The 14953-nt window shown below is 52.6% G+C and carries 14 protein-coding genes; 4 read left to right on the top strand and 10 right to left on the bottom strand.

Annotated features, from left to right (window positions below):
- The first annotated feature begins 24 nt into the window (after positions 1-24).
- Positions 25-1230 carry a sodium/glutamate symporter gene (gene gltS / locus AACS05_RS23120; RefSeq protein ID WP_045448843.1) on the top strand — a complete coding sequence of 402 codons (1206 nt, stop codon included), beginning with the start codon at positions 25-27 and terminating at the stop codon, positions 1228-1230.
- Between the two features lie 48 nt (positions 1231-1278).
- On the opposite strand, the gene recG is transcribed toward gltS, so the two are convergent.
- The 5 genes from recG to gmk are packed head-to-tail and all read right to left on the bottom strand — an operon-like array spanning position 1279 to position 7143.
- A complete protein-coding gene (gene recG, locus AACS05_RS23115) occupies positions 1279-3360 on the bottom strand; it encodes an ATP-dependent DNA helicase RecG (protein ID WP_045448841.1) in 2082 nt (693 codons plus the stop codon).
- Between the two features lie 5 nt (positions 3361-3365).
- Complete coding sequence (gene trmH / locus AACS05_RS23110; RefSeq protein WP_045448840.1) at positions 3366-4055, bottom strand: tRNA (guanosine(18)-2'-O)-methyltransferase TrmH; 690 nt, start codon at positions 4053-4055, stop codon at positions 3366-3368.
- Positions 4056-4059: 4 nt separating this feature from the next.
- Entirely contained in the window at positions 4060-6171 is a 2112-nt protein-coding gene (spoT, locus tag AACS05_RS23105; RefSeq protein WP_045448838.1) for a bifunctional GTP diphosphokinase/guanosine-3',5'-bis pyrophosphate 3'-pyrophosphohydrolase, read from the bottom strand.
- Positions 6172-6189: 18 nt separating this feature from the next.
- A complete protein-coding gene (gene rpoZ, locus AACS05_RS23100) occupies positions 6190-6465 on the bottom strand; it encodes a DNA-directed RNA polymerase subunit omega (RefSeq protein ID WP_000135058.1) in 276 nt (91 codons plus the stop codon).
- A 54-nt stretch (positions 6466-6519) separates the two neighbouring features.
- Positions 6520-7143, bottom strand: a complete 624-nt coding sequence (gene gmk / locus AACS05_RS23095) for a guanylate kinase (protein WP_045448835.1) — start codon at positions 7141-7143, stop codon at positions 6520-6522.
- A 261-nt stretch (positions 7144-7404) separates the two neighbouring features.
- On the opposite strand from gmk, the gene ligB reads away from it, so the two are divergent.
- Complete coding sequence (ligB, locus tag AACS05_RS23090; RefSeq protein WP_045448834.1) at positions 7405-9084, top strand: NAD-dependent DNA ligase LigB; 1680 nt, start codon at positions 7405-7407, stop codon at positions 9082-9084.
- On the opposite strand, the gene AACS05_RS23085 is transcribed toward ligB, so the two are convergent.
- Both AACS05_RS23085 and AACS05_RS23080 read right to left on the bottom strand, forming a co-directional pair.
- Entirely contained in the window at positions 9081-9698 is a 618-nt protein-coding gene (locus tag AACS05_RS23085; RefSeq protein ID WP_003024049.1) for a trimeric intracellular cation channel family protein, read from the bottom strand. The genes ligB and AACS05_RS23085 overlap by 4 nt on opposite strands.
- 256 nt (positions 9699-9954) lie before the next feature.
- Complete coding sequence (locus AACS05_RS23080) at positions 9955-10818, bottom strand: YicC/YloC family endoribonuclease (RefSeq protein WP_045448832.1); 864 nt, start codon at positions 10816-10818, stop codon at positions 9955-9957.
- 125 nt (positions 10819-10943) lie between these two features.
- Between AACS05_RS23080 and rph the strand changes: the two genes are divergently transcribed.
- A complete protein-coding gene (gene rph / locus AACS05_RS23075) occupies positions 10944-11660 on the top strand; it encodes a ribonuclease PH (protein ID WP_003024054.1) in 717 nt (238 codons plus the stop codon).
- A 77-nt stretch (positions 11661-11737) separates the two neighbouring features.
- The gene (gene pyrE, locus AACS05_RS23070) at positions 11738-12379 is read left to right on the top strand and encodes an orotate phosphoribosyltransferase (protein WP_045448830.1); all 642 of its coding nucleotides are present in this window, start codon (positions 11738-11740) and stop codon (positions 12377-12379) included.
- Positions 12380-12455: 76 nt separating this feature from the next.
- Here the strand turns inward: pyrE and slmA are convergent, their stop codons facing one another.
- The 3 genes from slmA to coaBC form a co-directional block, all read right to left on the bottom strand.
- On the bottom strand, positions 12456-13052 hold the full coding sequence (slmA, locus tag AACS05_RS23065) for a nucleoid occlusion factor SlmA (protein ID WP_045448829.1): 597 nt from the start codon (positions 13050-13052) through the stop codon (positions 12456-12458).
- Between the two features lie 116 nt (positions 13053-13168).
- On the bottom strand, positions 13169-13627 hold the full coding sequence (gene dut / locus AACS05_RS23060; protein WP_045448827.1) for a dUTP diphosphatase: 459 nt from the start codon (positions 13625-13627) through the stop codon (positions 13169-13171).
- On the bottom strand, positions 13605-14825 hold the full coding sequence (gene coaBC / locus AACS05_RS23055; RefSeq protein ID WP_136345383.1) for a bifunctional phosphopantothenoylcysteine decarboxylase/phosphopantothenate--cysteine ligase CoaBC: 1221 nt from the start codon (positions 14823-14825) through the stop codon (positions 13605-13607). The genes dut and coaBC overlap by 23 nt, the downstream gene beginning before the upstream one ends.
- Positions 14826-14953 lie beyond the last annotated feature (128 nt).

The raw sequence follows: 14953 nt of genomic DNA, 5'->3' as shown, positions 1-14953 counted from the left end.
CTAAACGCACTAATGGAGCTGTATATGTTTTACCTCGATACTTTATCAACACTGGTTGCTGCAACCCTGGTGTTGCTGCTGGGGCGCAAGCTCGTCCAGTCTGTTCCCTTCCTGAAGAAATACACCATTCCCGAACCTGTAGCGGGTGGATTGCTGGTGGCGATCGCGCTGTTGGTACTGAAAAAAAGTATGGGCTGGGAAGTCAATTTTGATATGACGCTGCGCGATCCGCTGATGCTGGCGTTCTTTGCGACTATCGGCCTGAACGCCAATATCGCCAGCCTGCGAGCCGGTGGGCGCGTGGTGGGAATATTTCTGATTGTGGTGGTAGGTTTGCTATTGATGCAGAACGCCATTGGTATTGGGATGGCAAGTCTGCTCGGCCTTGACCCGCTGATGGGGCTGATTGCCGGTTCGATAACGCTCTCTGGCGGCCACGGCACCGGAGCTGCGTGGAGCAAACTGTTTATTGAACGCTATGGTTTCACCAATGCCACCGAAGTGGCGATGGCGTGCGCAACGTTTGGCCTGGTGTTGGGCGGACTGATTGGTGGTCCGGTGGCGCGCTATCTGGTAAAGCACTCCACGACGCCGGACGGTATGCCGGACGATCAGGCGGTTCCGACCGCGTTTGAAAAACCGGATGTCGGGCGCATAATCACCTCTCTGGTGCTGATTGAAACCATCGCGCTGATTGCTATCTGTCTGACGGTCGGAAAAATCGTTGCGCAATTGCTGGTGGGAACGGTACTGGAACTTCCGACTTTTGTTTGCGTGCTGTTTGTGGGGGTGATCCTCAGCAATGGCCTGGCGTTAATGGGCTTTTATCGGGTATTTGAGCGTGCGGTTTCGGTGTTGGGTAACGTTAGCCTGTCGCTATTCCTCGCGATGGCGTTGATGAGCCTGAAACTGTGGGAGCTGGCTTCACTGGCACTGCCGATGCTGGCTATCCTCGTTGTACAGACCATTTTCATGGCGCTGTACGCTGTATTCGTGACCTGGCGCATGATGGGTAAGAACTATGATGCAGCGGTGCTGGCGGCAGGACACTGTGGTTTTGGTCTTGGCGCGACGCCGACGGCGATTGCTAATATGCAGGCAATTACTGAGCGTTTTGGTCCGTCGCATATGGCATTTTTGGTGGTGCCAATGGTGGGGGCGTTCTTTATCGATATTGTCAACGCGCTGGTGATTAAGCTGTATCTACTGTTGCCGATTTTTGCGCAATAAAGGCTGTGCGGCGGTGTGATAACCGCCGCCGCTATTGATCTTGATCTGTTATGCGTTGGAGTAGCGCTCTGTTTCCGGCATCCAGCGCTCTATCAGCGCCATCGCCTGTTGTGGGTAACGTTCATGAATGTGACGGGCAATGCGCTGAACTTCCGGAATAATCGCCTGATCGCGCAGCAAATCCGCCACTTTGAATTCTGCAGTTCCGGTCTGACGCGTACCTAACAATTCGCCCGGGCCGCGGATCTCCAAATCTTTTTGCGCAATAACGAATCCGTCGTTGCTGTCCCGCAACACTTGCAGACGCTTCTGAGCAGTTTTTGAAAGCGGCAATTTGTAGAGCAGCACACAGTGAGAGGCCACCGCGCCACGGCCTACGCGGCCACGAAGCTGGTGCAACTGGGCCAGGCCTAAGCGCTCCGGGTTTTCGATAATCATCAGGCTGGCGTTTGGCACGTCCACGCCAACTTCAATCACCGTGGTGGCGACCAGCAGATGCAGTTCACCCTGTTTGAAGGCGGCCATCACCGATTGTTTCTCTGCAGGTTTCATTCGCCCATGCACCAGGCCAATATTGAGTTCTGGCAGGGCGAGTTTAAGTTCTTCCCACGTGGCTTCCGCAGCCTGTGCTTCCAGTAAATCAGACTCTTCAATGAGCGTGCAGACCCAGTATGCCTGACGCCCTTCGTGAGTGCAGGCGTTACGCACGCGGTCAATAATGTCGCTGCGACGGGTATCCGGGATGGCGACAGTAGTGACTGGTGTACGGCCCGGAGGCAGTTCGTCAATCACCGAGGTATCGAGATCGGCATAGGCGGTCATTGCCAGCGTACGGGGGATCGGGGTAGCGGTCATGATCAACTGGTGCGGGTGAAAACCCTGCTGTTGACCTTTTTCCCACAGCGCCAGACGCTGGTGAACGCCAAAGCGGTGTTGTTCGTCGATGATAACCAGCGCCAGACCGTTGAACTGCACCTGCTCCTGGAAAATCGCATGAGTGCCGACAATCATCTGCACCTGTCCGCTGGCGATAGCTTCCTGTTGCGCAAGACGCGCTTTACCTTTCTGCTTACCCGCCAGCCAGCCCACCTCAACACCCAATGGCGCAAACCAGTTACGGAAGTTATTCGCGTGCTGTTCGGCCAGAAGTTCGGTTGGTGCCATGAGCGCTACCTGCTTGCCATGTGCGATAGCCCTTAGCGCCGCGAGTGCGGCGACAAGAGTTTTACCGGAACCGACATCGCCCTGAACCAGACGCATCATCGGGACATCCAGCGCCATGTCGCGTTCGATCTCAGCCACTACGCGAGCCTGTGCGCCGGTAGGTTTAAATGGCAGCGCGGCCAGTAGCTGGTTTTTCAGGGTATCATTGGCACTGAGAGGCTGAGCATGAAAGCGCTGAGCGCCTGCGCGTAATGCCAGCATGCTGAGGTTATGCGCTAGTAGCTCTTCAAGGATCAGACGTCGCTGCGCCGGGTGTTGCCCCGTTTCAAGGTCGCTGAGCTGTAGTGATGGCGGCGGGCGGTGCAGCGTGCGTAAAGCTTCTGGCAGGCTCATCAAACCCTGTAATAAATCTGGCGGCAGCAGTTCGGCAATGGCACAGGTATCAAGCAAATCCAGAGCCTGATCGGTCAGTTTGCGCAGTGTTGCCTGTTTTACACCTTCAGTGGTCGGATAAACAGGCGTGAGTGTTTCCTGGAGTTCCGGTGTGCTGAGATCTCCCTGCACGCGATATTCCGGGTGGATCATCTCTGCGCCGTATTTCCCGCGCCTGGCTTCGCCATAGGCCAGCACCCGTCTTCCTGTCGCAAGGCTGTTTTTCATTGCTGCGCTGAAGTTGAAAAAGCGCATTGTCAGAATGCCGGAGCCATCGCTTATCTGGCAGGTCATCATTCGGCGGCCGCCAAAGGTGATGTTGCAGTTCAGCACTTCGCCTTCTACGGTCGCATATACGCCAGGCAGCAGTTCGCCAATTGGATGCAGATGCGTGCGGTCTTCGTAGCGCAGGGGAAGGTGTAAGAGAAGATCCTGCACGGTGTGCAGGCCGATTTTCGCCAGTTTACTGCTTTGCGCTGCGCCAACGCCCGTCAGAGAGTTGAGTGGAATAGCATCCAGTAAACGGCCTTTCATCGCGTTTATCTCGCAGATTGCATAGTGGCCCACCACGTTGCATCGGCTTCAATTTCGCCCTGCGAATTGACGTGGGGATAGGGAAGACCTTTGCGCTTAGCAACGTTTGCCAGCACCGGATAGCCGCCTTCAAACAGCAACCGCTGCTGTTCATCTTCCGGCAGCATGCTGTTCTCTCGCAGGTACATCCCGGCGTTTTGTCGCTGGCGCTGTGCTTCGTACAGAATAAGCGCGGAGGCGACTGAGACATTCAGCGACTGTACCATGCCGGTCATAGGAATGATGATGTCCTGATCCGCCAGAGCCAGCGCTTCCTGAGTAATACCGGTTTTCTCCTGACCCATCAGGATGCAGGTAGGACGCGTGTAATCAATCTCGCGGAAATCGACGGCTTTATCAGAGAGGTGCGTCGCCAGAACCTGCATGCCCTGGCTTTTTAAATGCGTTACCGCATCGCCAATCGTGCGGTGGGTCTTAACCTGTACCCAACTGTTGCTACCTGCGGCAGAAGAGGCCATGGTGCGCATACGGCTCCCTGGCCAAACAGCGTGAACTTCATGTACGCCGACTGCATCTGCGGTTCGAATGATCGCAGAAACGTTATGAGGTTTATGGACCTGCTCCATGCAGACGGTCAGATCAGGCTGACGCCTGGCGAGCATCTCGCAGATTCGAGCATAACGTTGTTTATTCATAAAACTAGTTTCGGTTACGGGTGACTTTTATCACGTCCGGCATAACACGGATTTTGCGCATGATATTTGCCAGGTGCACACGATCGCGTGCGGTCAGGCGAATAAAGGCGCTGTAGACGCGACCATCTTTCTCTTCGGTATTCAGACTCTGAATATTAGAGGTGGTTGTGTTGATTGCCGCCGTCAGGTTAGCCAGTGCACCCTGGTGGTTAAACATGTCCACCTTAATTTCGGTGATGAATTCCTGCTCTGTCTCTTTATCCCATTCCACCGCCATAAACTTCTCTGGCTCTTTCTGGTAGCCACGGATGTTACGGCAGGATTCATGGTGGATAACCAGACCTTTACCCGGGCTGACGTGGGCAATGATCGGATCGCCAGGAATCGGGCGACAGCATTTCGCGAAGGTAATCAGCACGCCATCTGCGCCTTTAATTGGCAGATGCCCATGACCGGATTGTGCGGGAGCGTTCGCCGGTACTTCACCTTGCTGAAGGTTTTTTGCCACCACAACGCTCATGGCGTTCCCCAGTCCGATTTCCGCTAACAGATCGTCAAGTGTGGCGAGCTTCATACGCTCAAGCTCACGCTGGATACTTTCTTGCGGGATCTCAGCCAGCTTACGGCTACCGCCTAAGGCATGGTTGAGCAGACGACGCCCAAGACTGACGGAATCATCGCGTTTGAGGTTTTTCAGCAACTGGCGAATTTTGGCGCGTGCTTTCGAACTGACAACAAAGTTGAGCCACGCCGCATTGGGACGTGCGCCCGGTGCAGTGATGATTTCAACGGTCTGACCGCTAAAGAGTGGCTGTGAAAGCGGGTATGGCTGCCTGTCGACGCGCGCGCCGACGCAGGCATGGCCGATATCGGTGTGTACCGCGTAAGCGAAGTCGACAGGCGTTGCACCGGCAGGCAGTTCAACAATGCGCCCTTCCGGTGTGAAAACATAAATCTCATCCGGGAAGAGATCAGATTTGACGCTTTCAATAAATTCAAATGAGCTACCGACGCTCTGCTGCAGTTCCAACAGGCTCTGCATCCAGCGCTGGGCGCGGATTTGTGCCGTTGTGCTGGTTTCGCCGTGCTCTTTGTACGCCCAGTGTGCAGCAACCCCCATCTCCGCCATTTGGTCCATGTCTTCAGTACGAATTTGTACTTCGACTGGAACACCGTGCGGGCCGATCATTGAGGTGTGTAAAGACTGATATCCGTTCGCTTTCGGAATCGCAATATAATCTTTTACTCGGCCAGGACGAGGTTTATACAGGCTGTGCATCTGCCCGAGTACGCGATAGCAGGTATCAGAGTCATGGACGATAACGCGGAATGCGTAGATATCCATGATTGAGTGAAAACGCTGCTCTTTGAGTACCATCTTGCAGTAGATAGAGTACAGGTGTTTCTCGCGACCACTTACGCGGCACGGAATGCCTGCCTCCTGTAAACGTCCTTCGATTTCAGAGAGGATTTTTTGAATCATCTCTTTGCGGTTGCCGCGAGCGGCTTTAACCACTTCTTTAATCACGCGGTAGCGGTTCGGGTATAGCGCTTCAAAACCCAGCTCTTCCAGCTCGGTTTTAATGTGATGAATACCTAAACGGTGTGCCAGCGGACTGTAGATTTCGAGGGTTTCACGGGCGATGCGGCGACGCTTATCCGGGCGTAATGAGCCCAGCGTGCGCATATTGTGGGTACGGTCGGCAAGTTTGATGAGAATGACGCGGATATCCTGCACCATCGCCATAATCATCTTGCGAAAGTTTTCGGCCTGCGCCTCTTTCTTATCGCGAAACTTAAGCTTATCAAGCTTTGATACCCCTTCTACCAGCTCAGCAACGCTTTTACCAAAAAGCTGTTCCATGTCCTGGTAGGTGGCAGGAGTATCTTCAATCACGTCATGTAGCAGCGCGGCCATTAGCGTTTCATAGTCGAGTTTCATCTCGGCCAGAATGCAGGCCACCGCTACCGGGTGCGTGATATAGGGTTCACCGCTTGAACGTGTCTGGCCCTCGTGAGCGTCACGTGCAACGAGATACGCCTGCCGAAGACGCTTAATCTGGTCTTCCGGCAGGTAGTTTTGAATCAGTTGATTCAGGCTTTCAAACAGATACAAGGGCGACCCGCTTTGTGATTAACGACGACCTTCAGCAATAGCGGTAACGGCTTGTAATTCAGCGGCTTCCTGCTCTTGCTGTTCCTGGCGCTCACGCACGTCAAGGATCTGGTTGTTGATCAGACCTTCTTCGATTTCGCGCAGCGCGATTACAGTAGTTTTATCGTTTTCTTCCGGTACGAGCGGATCCTTTCCGCCTACCTGCATCTGACGAGCGCGACGCGCGGCGACCAGTACCAGGTCAAAACGGTTACCAATTTTCTCTACAGCGTCCTGAACAGTTACGCGTGCCATACTTAAAATGCTCCACAGGTGAAGAAATGACTGGGCATGATACTGAATGTGAGTTCAGTCTGCCAACAGTTTGCTGATTAAAGCGTCATGACGCTGCTTTTGGCGGCTCATGCGCAGACGTTCGGCGCGAATGATAGTTTTCAAATCGCCCAGGGCAGTATCGAAATCATCATTCACAATAAGATAATCATATTCGGCGTAATGGCTCATTTCTGCAACAGCTTGCGCCATACGTTTTACGATGACTTCTTCGCTATCCTGACCACGACCGCGCAGGCGGCGGTCCAGTTCGATCTTAGAGGGCGGCAAAATAAAAATACTGCGCGCATGCGGCATTTTTTCACGAATTTGCTGCGCACCTTGCCAGTCGATATCTAAAAAGACATCTACACCCGATGCCAGCACTTGCTCAATTGCCTCACGCGAGGTGCCATAATAATTGCCAAATACCTCAGCGTGTTCCAGGAACGCATCTCTGCCAATCATGCTTCTGAATTCATCATGGTTTACGAAGTAATAGTGTTCACCATGCACCTCCCCGGGACGCGGTGCGCGGGTAGTGTGCGAAACAGAAACCTGGGTGTCATACAACGGTTGGGTCTTTAATAAAGCCTGAATCAGGCTGGATTTACCCGCGCCACTGGGGGCAGAAACAATATAAAGCGTGCCTTGAGCCATGAGTATCTTATGTATGTGATTGTCGAAAGAGAGCCTACATACGGGCTTATTATACACGTAGCCGCTATACGACGTAGCCCTTGTCACACTTTTTGCGCATGATTATTGCGTTTTGTATACCTTTTTCCTGTTTTACCGGGGATTTGCTGCAATAAACAAAAATGTCTGGAAAGCGGTTCGCAGGATGATCTTTTGCCACTCTGTTTCGCTGACGCTTCGCGCTATACCTGCCGGGCAACGTAATGTTTAGCGGAGGTGGTGATGAGGTTATGGAAATGCGTAGCGCTGGTTTTACTGGTATGGCATTTTCCGGCATGGACATTATGTCCTGTCTGGTTGCCTGCCCGGGCAAACGCGGAAATATCACGGCTACAGCAGCAAATGGATCAATGGAATGACAGCTACTGGAAACAAGGCATCAGTGCTGTAGATGATAGTGTCTATGACCAGCTTGATGCGCAATTGGCCCAATGGCACCGCTGTTTTAGCGATGATTCACATGCAGACCAGCCAGTTCCTCCGATTAGTGGAACGATATCGCACCCAGTTCCCCACACGGGGGTACGTAAGCTTGCAGATAAGCGATCTGTACAACAATGGATGCGTACTCGTGGCGATCTCTGGGTACAGCCGAAGGTGGACGGAGTGGCAGTTACGCTGGTCTATCGGGATGGTAATCTGGTCAGGGCAATTAGTCGCGGTAACGGGCTGAAAGGAGAAGACTGGACGAACAAGGTTCGCCAGATCCCTTCCGTGCCAAAAATGGCCAAAGGCCAACTGGCTAACAGTACGTTGCAGGGTGAGATTTTTTTGCCGCAGGACGGTCATATCCAGCAAAAGAGTGGCGGAATGAATGCCCGCTCTAAGGTGGCTGGGATGATGATGCGCAAGGATAATCCAGAGTTGTTGCGATCTTTAGCCATTTTTATCTGGGCCTGGCCCGATGGTCCGGTGAACATGCCGGACAGACTGCGACAGCTTGCTGATGCAGGGTTCAGTCTGACCCGGCAATTTACCCAGCCTGTTAAAAATGCCGATGAGGTTGAGCGTGCCCGTACACACTGGTGGACCTCGGGATTGCCTTTTGTGACCGATGGTGTTGTGGTACGAACGGGAAAGGAGCCAGAAGCACGAAACTGGTTACCTGGCCAGGGAGACTGGCTGGTGGCCTGGAAATATCCTCCGGTTGCCCGGGTATCCGAGGTGACGGGGATTCAATTCTCTGTCGGCAAGAGTGGGCAAATTGCCGTAGTCGCCTTGTTGGCTCCGGTTATGCTGGATGATAAACGAGTGCAGCGCGTCAATATTGGCTCTGTTCGCCGGTGGAATGAATGGGATATCGCACCTGGCGATCATCTCCTTGTCAGTCTGGCCGGACAGGGGATTCCCCGCATAGACGATGTGGTCTGGCGCAGTACCCAGCGGACTAAACCCGCTCCTCCAAAAGGTCATTTCAATTCATTAACCTGTTTTTATGCAACGCCGGAATGCCAGCAACAATTTGTTGCCAGGCTGGTCTGGCTGAGTGCAAAAGAGGCGTTGAATTTTGACGGTATCGGTGAGGCAGGGTGGCGGGAACTCCATCATGCACATCGCTTTGAACATATCTTTTCCTGGCTCGCCTTAACCCAGGAACAGCTACAGTCCACGCTTGGAGTCCGTAAAGGCGAGAAGTTGTGGCATCAGTTTAACCTGTCGCGTCAGCATCCTTTTACTCGCTGGATAGTTGCTATGGGAATACCGTTAACACAGGTGACACTGGATGCCAGTCGTGACCGATCATGGCGGCAACTACAGGAACGCGATGAAAAAAGCTGGCGGCAGCTTCCGTCGATGGGGGAGCGCCGTACCCGACAGTTAATTCAGTGGCTGGGGAATCAGAAAGTAAAAGCGCTGAGCAACTGGTTAGCAGCTCAGCGTATTACGGGCTTTACGCTTTAATGACCTTCATGGCGATAATAAAATACTGGCAGCCCTAACTTCAGGCGCAGCGCCAATAATCGGGCGGTAAAACCAAATAGCAGGGTAGAGATAACCACTACATCGTGGCTGGAGACATAATGTTGCAGCACAATGTAAAGTACGGCGGCGGCAAATGACACACCGGCATACAGCTCTTTCTGGAACACTAACGGAATGCGTTTGCAGAACATGTCTCGTAGGACGCCACCAAAGACACCGGTGGTGACGGCGGCGACAACGGCAATAATCGGTCCGTGCCCCATATCGAGCGCTACCTGAGCGCCAATAATAGAGAAAACTACGAGACCCAGAGCATCCAGCACCAGGAATATTTTGCGCAGGTAGGGCATGACGGGAGCAATAATCGTGGTCAGTACAGCGGCGGTTGCCACGATAATGACGTACTCAGGGTGTTTGACCCAGCCGAGCGGATAGTGACCGAGAAGAATATCGCGTACGGACCCGCCGCCAATGGCAGTCGCGGTGGCAATGATAATTACGCCAAATGTATCCATACGACGACGGCCTGCCGCAAGCGCACCTGTCATAGCTTCAGCAGTAATACCAATTAAATATAAAACGTGTAGCAGCATGCCTTCCCCCCTGATTTGCTGGGGCTAAGGTTAACGATTTGTGCGCAATGTCACGATTGAGATTTTCTAAGGCGAAGTGATTTTAATAAAAATAGCTAATGCGAATTTATTGGGAATGCCAGAGATAACGGACTTTTGATCGTTAATTAGGATAATAATTGATGAGAAAATATAATCCAATTAGAGCAAAGAATAGCTGACAAAAGAGAATTACACGTAGCGCCACCGTTTATCGACACGCTACGTGTAAGGGAACTTACTCGATATTCTGAATCTGTTCGCGCATTTGCTCGATCAATACTTTCAGTTCAATCGCGGAGTTAGTGACTTCAGCATTGATGGATTTAGATGCCAGAGTGTTCGACTCACGGTTAAATTCCTGCATCATGAAGTCCAGACGGCGGCCGACCGCTTCTTTTTTCTTCAGGATGTTGTAGGTTTCTTTAACGTGGGCTTCGAGACGATCCAATTCTTCTGCCACATCAATACGCTGTGCCATCAGCACTAACTCTTGTTCAAGGCGGTTATTTTCCAGCTGCACCTGTGCATCTTCCAGCTTGGCAACCAGACGATCGCGCTGCCATTGCAGAATTTCCGGCATGTGCGCGCGGACCTTCGCCACTTCGGTGCTGACGCCTTCCAGACGCTGTTCGATCAGTGTTTTCAGCGCCTGGCCTTCGGTTTCACGCGCGACAATAAAGTCATCCAGCGTACCGTCAAGTGCGGCAAGGATTTCGGCGGCAATAGCGTCCAGATCTTGCTCCTGGGCAGCCATTACACCCGGCCAACGCAGGATATCAACCGGATTAATTTCACCTTCATCGCTCTGCATTTTGACCCAGTTTGCGGCGGTAACGAGCTGTTTAGCGAGCTTCTCATTCAGAATCAGCTCACCTTGCGCGCTGGCGTCAGGCTCAAAACGCAGTGTGCATTCGATTTTACCGCGCGTCAGACGTGAGCGGATACGTTCGCGTACAACAGGTTCAAGGCTACGGAACTGCTCCGGCAGGCGAAAATAGGTTTCCAGATAACGCTGGTTTACCGAGCGCATTTCCCAGGTGGCGCTACCCCATTCACCCTTGATTTCACGCCGGGCGTAGGCGGTCATGCTGCGGATCATAGACGTTCCTGTTTTTAAAGATGAGATGGGAGGATTATAGCCATCCACGTCTTGTCAGGATAGGAATAACCGTCGGAAGTCCGTATAATGCGCAGCCACATTCGTTTCAAGTCGGAGATTTTATCATGCGTCCAGCCGGTCGTAGTGCCAATCAGGTGCGTCCTGTCACCCTGACCCGTAATTATACAAAACACGCTGAAGGCTCCGTACTGGTCGAATTTGGTGATACTAAAGTGCTGTGCACTGCCTCTATTGATGAAGGCGTTCCACGTTTTCTGAAAGGCCAGGGACAGGGCTGGATCACCGCCGAATACGGCATGCTGCCTCGCGCCACTCATACCCGTAACGCACGTGAAGCGGCGAAGGGTAAACAAGGTGGCCGTACCATGGAAATACAGCGTCTGATTGCACGTGCGCTGCGTGCAGCCGTTGACCTGAAGACTCTCGGCGAATTTACTATTACCCTGGATTGCGATGTTATTCAGGCAGATGGTGGCACGCGAACCGCATCGATTACAGGTGCTTGTGTTGCGCTGGCTGACGCGCTAAACAAGCTGGTGGCGAGCGGTAAACTGAAAACCAACCCAATGAAAGGGATGGTCGCTGCGGTCTCAGTAGGTATTGTTAATGGCGAAGCGCTCTGTGACCTGGAGTATGTTGAAGACTCTGCGGCAGAAACCGATATGAACGTGGTGATGACTGAAGATGGTCGCATTATCGAAGTGCAGGGTACTGCAGAAGGTGAACCGTTCAGCCATGAAGAACTACTCACCCTACTGGCGTTGGCCAGAGGGGGGATCGAATCCATTGTAGCGACGCAGAAGGCGGCGTTAGAAAATTGATTTTAAGGGCGACGTAGTCGCCCTTTTTTTTGTCTGCAGATTTCGTAAATGATGAAAGTGAAAAGAGGAGCGAATCCATGAAACCATATCAGCGCCAGTTTATTGAGTTTGCGCTTGGCAAGCAGGTACTAAAGTTTGGCGAGTTTACGCTGAAATCCGGGCGCAAGAGCCCCTATTTCTTCAACGCCGGGCTGTTTAATACCGGGCGCGATCTGGCACTGTTAGGTCGTTTTTATGCTGAAGCGCTTGTGGATTCCGGTATTGATTTTGATCTGCTGTTTGGCCCCGCATATAAAGGGATTCCTATTGCCACTACCACGGCCGTTGCGCTGGCGGAACACCACGATAAAGATTTGCCGTACTGCTTTAACCGTAAAGAGGCGAAAACCCATGGCGAAGGTGGAAACCTGGTAGGCAGTGCACTACAGGGCCGAGTGATGTTGGTGGATGATGTGATCACCGCCGGTACAGCGATTCGCGAGTCGATGGAGATAATCCAGGCCAATGGTGCGACGCTGGCTGGGGTACTGATTTCTCTTGATCGCCAGGAACGTGGTCGTGGTGAGATTTCTGCAATCCAGGAAGTAGAACGTGACTATGGCTGCAAGGTGATTTCAATAATTACCCTGAAAGACCTGATTGCGTATCTGGAAGAGAAGCCTGAAATGGCGGAACACCTGGCCGCTGTGCGGGCGTATCGCGAAGAGTTTGGGGTTTAATCGCCGGCGGCGCTGCGCTTACCTGGCCTACAAAGCAGTAGGCCGGATAAGGCAACGCCGCAGTCTGGCTAAGACGTTATTGCAGTTGAGCAACCAGTAGCGGCCAGCGGGTGTCAAAATCGTCCGTTGGACGGTATTTAAATTCGCTACGCACGAAGCGAGACAGCATACCTTCGCAGAAAGCCAGTAACTGGCTGGCCAGCAGCGTTTCATCCACAGCGTAACCTTCGCCCTCACGCATTCTTTTTTCTCGCAGAACCTGGCGCAATTGCGCCTCAATGCGCTCAAAAAGCTGGTTAATACGACCTTGCAGGCGGTCTTGCTCAAACATGAGCGCGTGTCCGGTCAGAATACGCGTCAGGCCGGGATTTCGTTCACCAAAACCTAAAATCAGCAGTACGATCAGACGCAGACGTGCGCTTGTGTCTTTTTCATCTTTTAAAATCAAATTGATACGGGTAATCAGACTATCTTCGATAAACTCAATCAGGCTATCGAACATGCGGGTCTTGCTGGGAAAATGGCGATACAATGCCGCTTCGGAAACGCCAACAGAGGCCGCCAGTTTTGCTGTCGTGATGCGTTGGCTTCCATCGCTGGATTCAAGCATCAGCGCCAGAGACTGAAGTATTTCTTCGCGACGATTCCTTTTCGCAGTTTGCTTTTCTACCATGTTACAAAATACCCCTGAAAATAAGCACTTGCCAGGCAGGCATCCACACAGCGACCGCAAACTGCTGTTTGCGGTTTGTTATTGCGTTATTGCGCTGTGGGATACTTCTCTACGGGTTACTTGCGCCCGGAATGGCCGAAGCCACCTTCGCCACGATCGGTGGCTTCAAACTCTTCCACCAGATTAAATTCAGCCTGCACGACTGGTACAAAGATCATTTGTGCAATGCGTTCACCAGGCTCAATAGTGAAGCTATCCTGGCCACGGTTCCAGATGGACACCATCAGTTGTCCCTGGTAGTCGGAGTCAATCAGACCGACCAGATTGCCCAGCACAATGCCGTGCTTATGACCCAGTCCGGAGCGCGGTAACATCACTGCCGCCAGCGAGGGATCGGCGATATGAATGGCTAATCCGGTCGGTACCAGTGTCGTTGCACCAGGTGCCAGCTCTACGGCGTCATCCAGACAGGCGCGCAGGTCAAGTCCAGCAGAACCAGAAGTTGCGTACGTCGGGAGTGGGAATTGTTGCCCTACGCGCGGGTCCAGAATCTTAACGTCGATTTTTTTCATCATAACGGGTCACGATCTCGTCGAGTAATAATTGGCCCAGGAGTTCTTTGCGCTCAAGCGGTAAGACTTTATCTCCATCCTGCCAGAAAAGGTGTAATGCATTGCTGTCGCTGTTAAACCCTTGAGTAGACAGTGAAACATCGTTTGCACAGATCATATCAAGGTTTTTACGAATACGTTTTTGCCGGGCGTATTCTTCCACATTATTCGTTTCTGCGGCAAATCCAACGACAAAAGGACGATTAGCATCCAGTGCGGCAACGCCAGCGATAATATCCGGGTTTTTGACCATTTTTACTGTTAATTCATCACCCTGCGTGGCCTGCTTTTTAATTTTTTCACTGGCGACGGTTTCTGCCCGGTAATCAGCAACTGCGGCGCAGCCGATAAAAATATGCTGCTGTTGTGCCGTAGATTGTACGGCGGCCTCCATTTCCAGCGCTGTCATCACATCTATGCGCTGTACAAAGGGGGGGGTTGATAGCGTAACGGGACCCGATACCAGCGTGACGTTTGCACCACGCTTTGCCGCTGCTGCTGCGATGGCAAATCCCATTTTCCCTGAACTGTGGTTGGAAATATAACGTACAGGATCAAGTGGTTCACGTGTCGGGCCAGCCGTAATCATGATGTTGAGATGTTGCAGATCGTTGACAGATGAAAAATGTTCAGCAGCCATATCGACAATCGTTAACGGATCCAGCATGCGCCCAGGGCCGACATCGCCACATGCTTGGCTGCCGCTGTCTGGCCCCCAGATGAGTAATCCACGTGAGGCGAGAATCCCCAGATTGTGTTGCGTAGCAGCGGCACGGTACATCTGTTGGTTCATGGCGGGCAGAACGGCAACAGGCGCTGGCGTTGCCAGACAGATCGTTGAAACCAGATCGTTAGCCATGCCTGCGGCGACGCGTGCAATCAGATCTGCCGTAGCGGGGGCAAGAATAACCAAATCAGCCCATTTTCCCAGTTCAATATGGCCCATCGCGGCTTCTGCTGCGGGGTCAAGCAGGCTATCGGAAACGGGATAGCCCGAAACCGCCTGTAAGCTCAGGGGAGTAATAAACGCTTTTGCCGCCTCGGTCATTGCCACGCGGACGTCTGCGCCACGCTCCCGTAAACGACGCACCAGCTCAGGGGTTTTGTATGCAGCAATGCCGCCACTGACGCCAAGTACGATTTTTTTACCGGCCAGGCTCATCATGATCTTTCCTGTTGGGTTACACCAGAAGGCGGATATTTTATCACAATCCACCATTTGTCGTGCTTTTGACCGCGATCCACTTTGCGAGGCGCTACGAAGAAGTGAGAACTGAGCGTCGATTCGTT

This window comes from Citrobacter sp. S-77 (assembly GCF_963864895.1).
Taxonomy (GTDB): domain Bacteria; phylum Pseudomonadota; class Gammaproteobacteria; order Enterobacterales; family Enterobacteriaceae; genus Citrobacter; species Citrobacter murliniae.
This window is presented reverse-complemented; position numbering and strand designations above follow the sequence as displayed.

Coding starts and splice junctions, on each gene's coding strand:
- gltS (WP_045448843.1), top strand. CDS start 25: ATGTTTTACCTCGATACTTTATCAACACTGGTTGCTGCAACCCTGGTG.
- recG (WP_045448841.1), bottom strand. CDS start 3,360: ATGAAAGGCCGTTTACTGGATGCTATTCCACTCAACTCTCTGACGGGC.
- trmH (WP_045448840.1), bottom strand. CDS start 4,055: ATGAATAAACAACGTTATGCTCGAATCTGCGAGATGCTCGCCAGGCGT.
- rpoZ (WP_000135058.1), bottom strand. CDS start 6,465: ATGGCACGCGTAACTGTTCAGGACGCTGTAGAGAAAATTGGTAACCGT.
- gmk (WP_045448835.1), bottom strand. CDS start 7,143: ATGGCTCAAGGCACGCTTTATATTGTTTCTGCCCCCAGTGGCGCGGGT.
- ligB (WP_045448834.1), top strand. CDS start 7,405: ATGAGGTTATGGAAATGCGTAGCGCTGGTTTTACTGGTATGGCATTTT.
- AACS05_RS23085 (WP_003024049.1), bottom strand. CDS start 9,698: ATGCTGCTACACGTTTTATATTTAATTGGTATTACTGCTGAAGCTATG.
- AACS05_RS23080 (WP_045448832.1), bottom strand. CDS start 10,818: ATGATCCGCAGCATGACCGCCTACGCCCGGCGTGAAATCAAGGGTGAA.
- rph (WP_003024054.1), top strand. CDS start 10,944: ATGCGTCCAGCCGGTCGTAGTGCCAATCAGGTGCGTCCTGTCACCCTG.
- pyrE (WP_045448830.1), top strand. CDS start 11,738: ATGAAACCATATCAGCGCCAGTTTATTGAGTTTGCGCTTGGCAAGCAG.
- slmA (WP_045448829.1), bottom strand. CDS start 13,052: ATGGTAGAAAAGCAAACTGCGAAAAGGAATCGTCGCGAAGAAATACTT.
- dut (WP_045448827.1), bottom strand. CDS start 13,627: ATGATGAAAAAAATCGACGTTAAGATTCTGGACCCGCGCGTAGGGCAA.
- coaBC (WP_136345383.1), bottom strand. CDS start 14,825: ATGAGCCTGGCCGGTAAAAAAATCGTACTTGGCGTCAGTGGCGGCATT.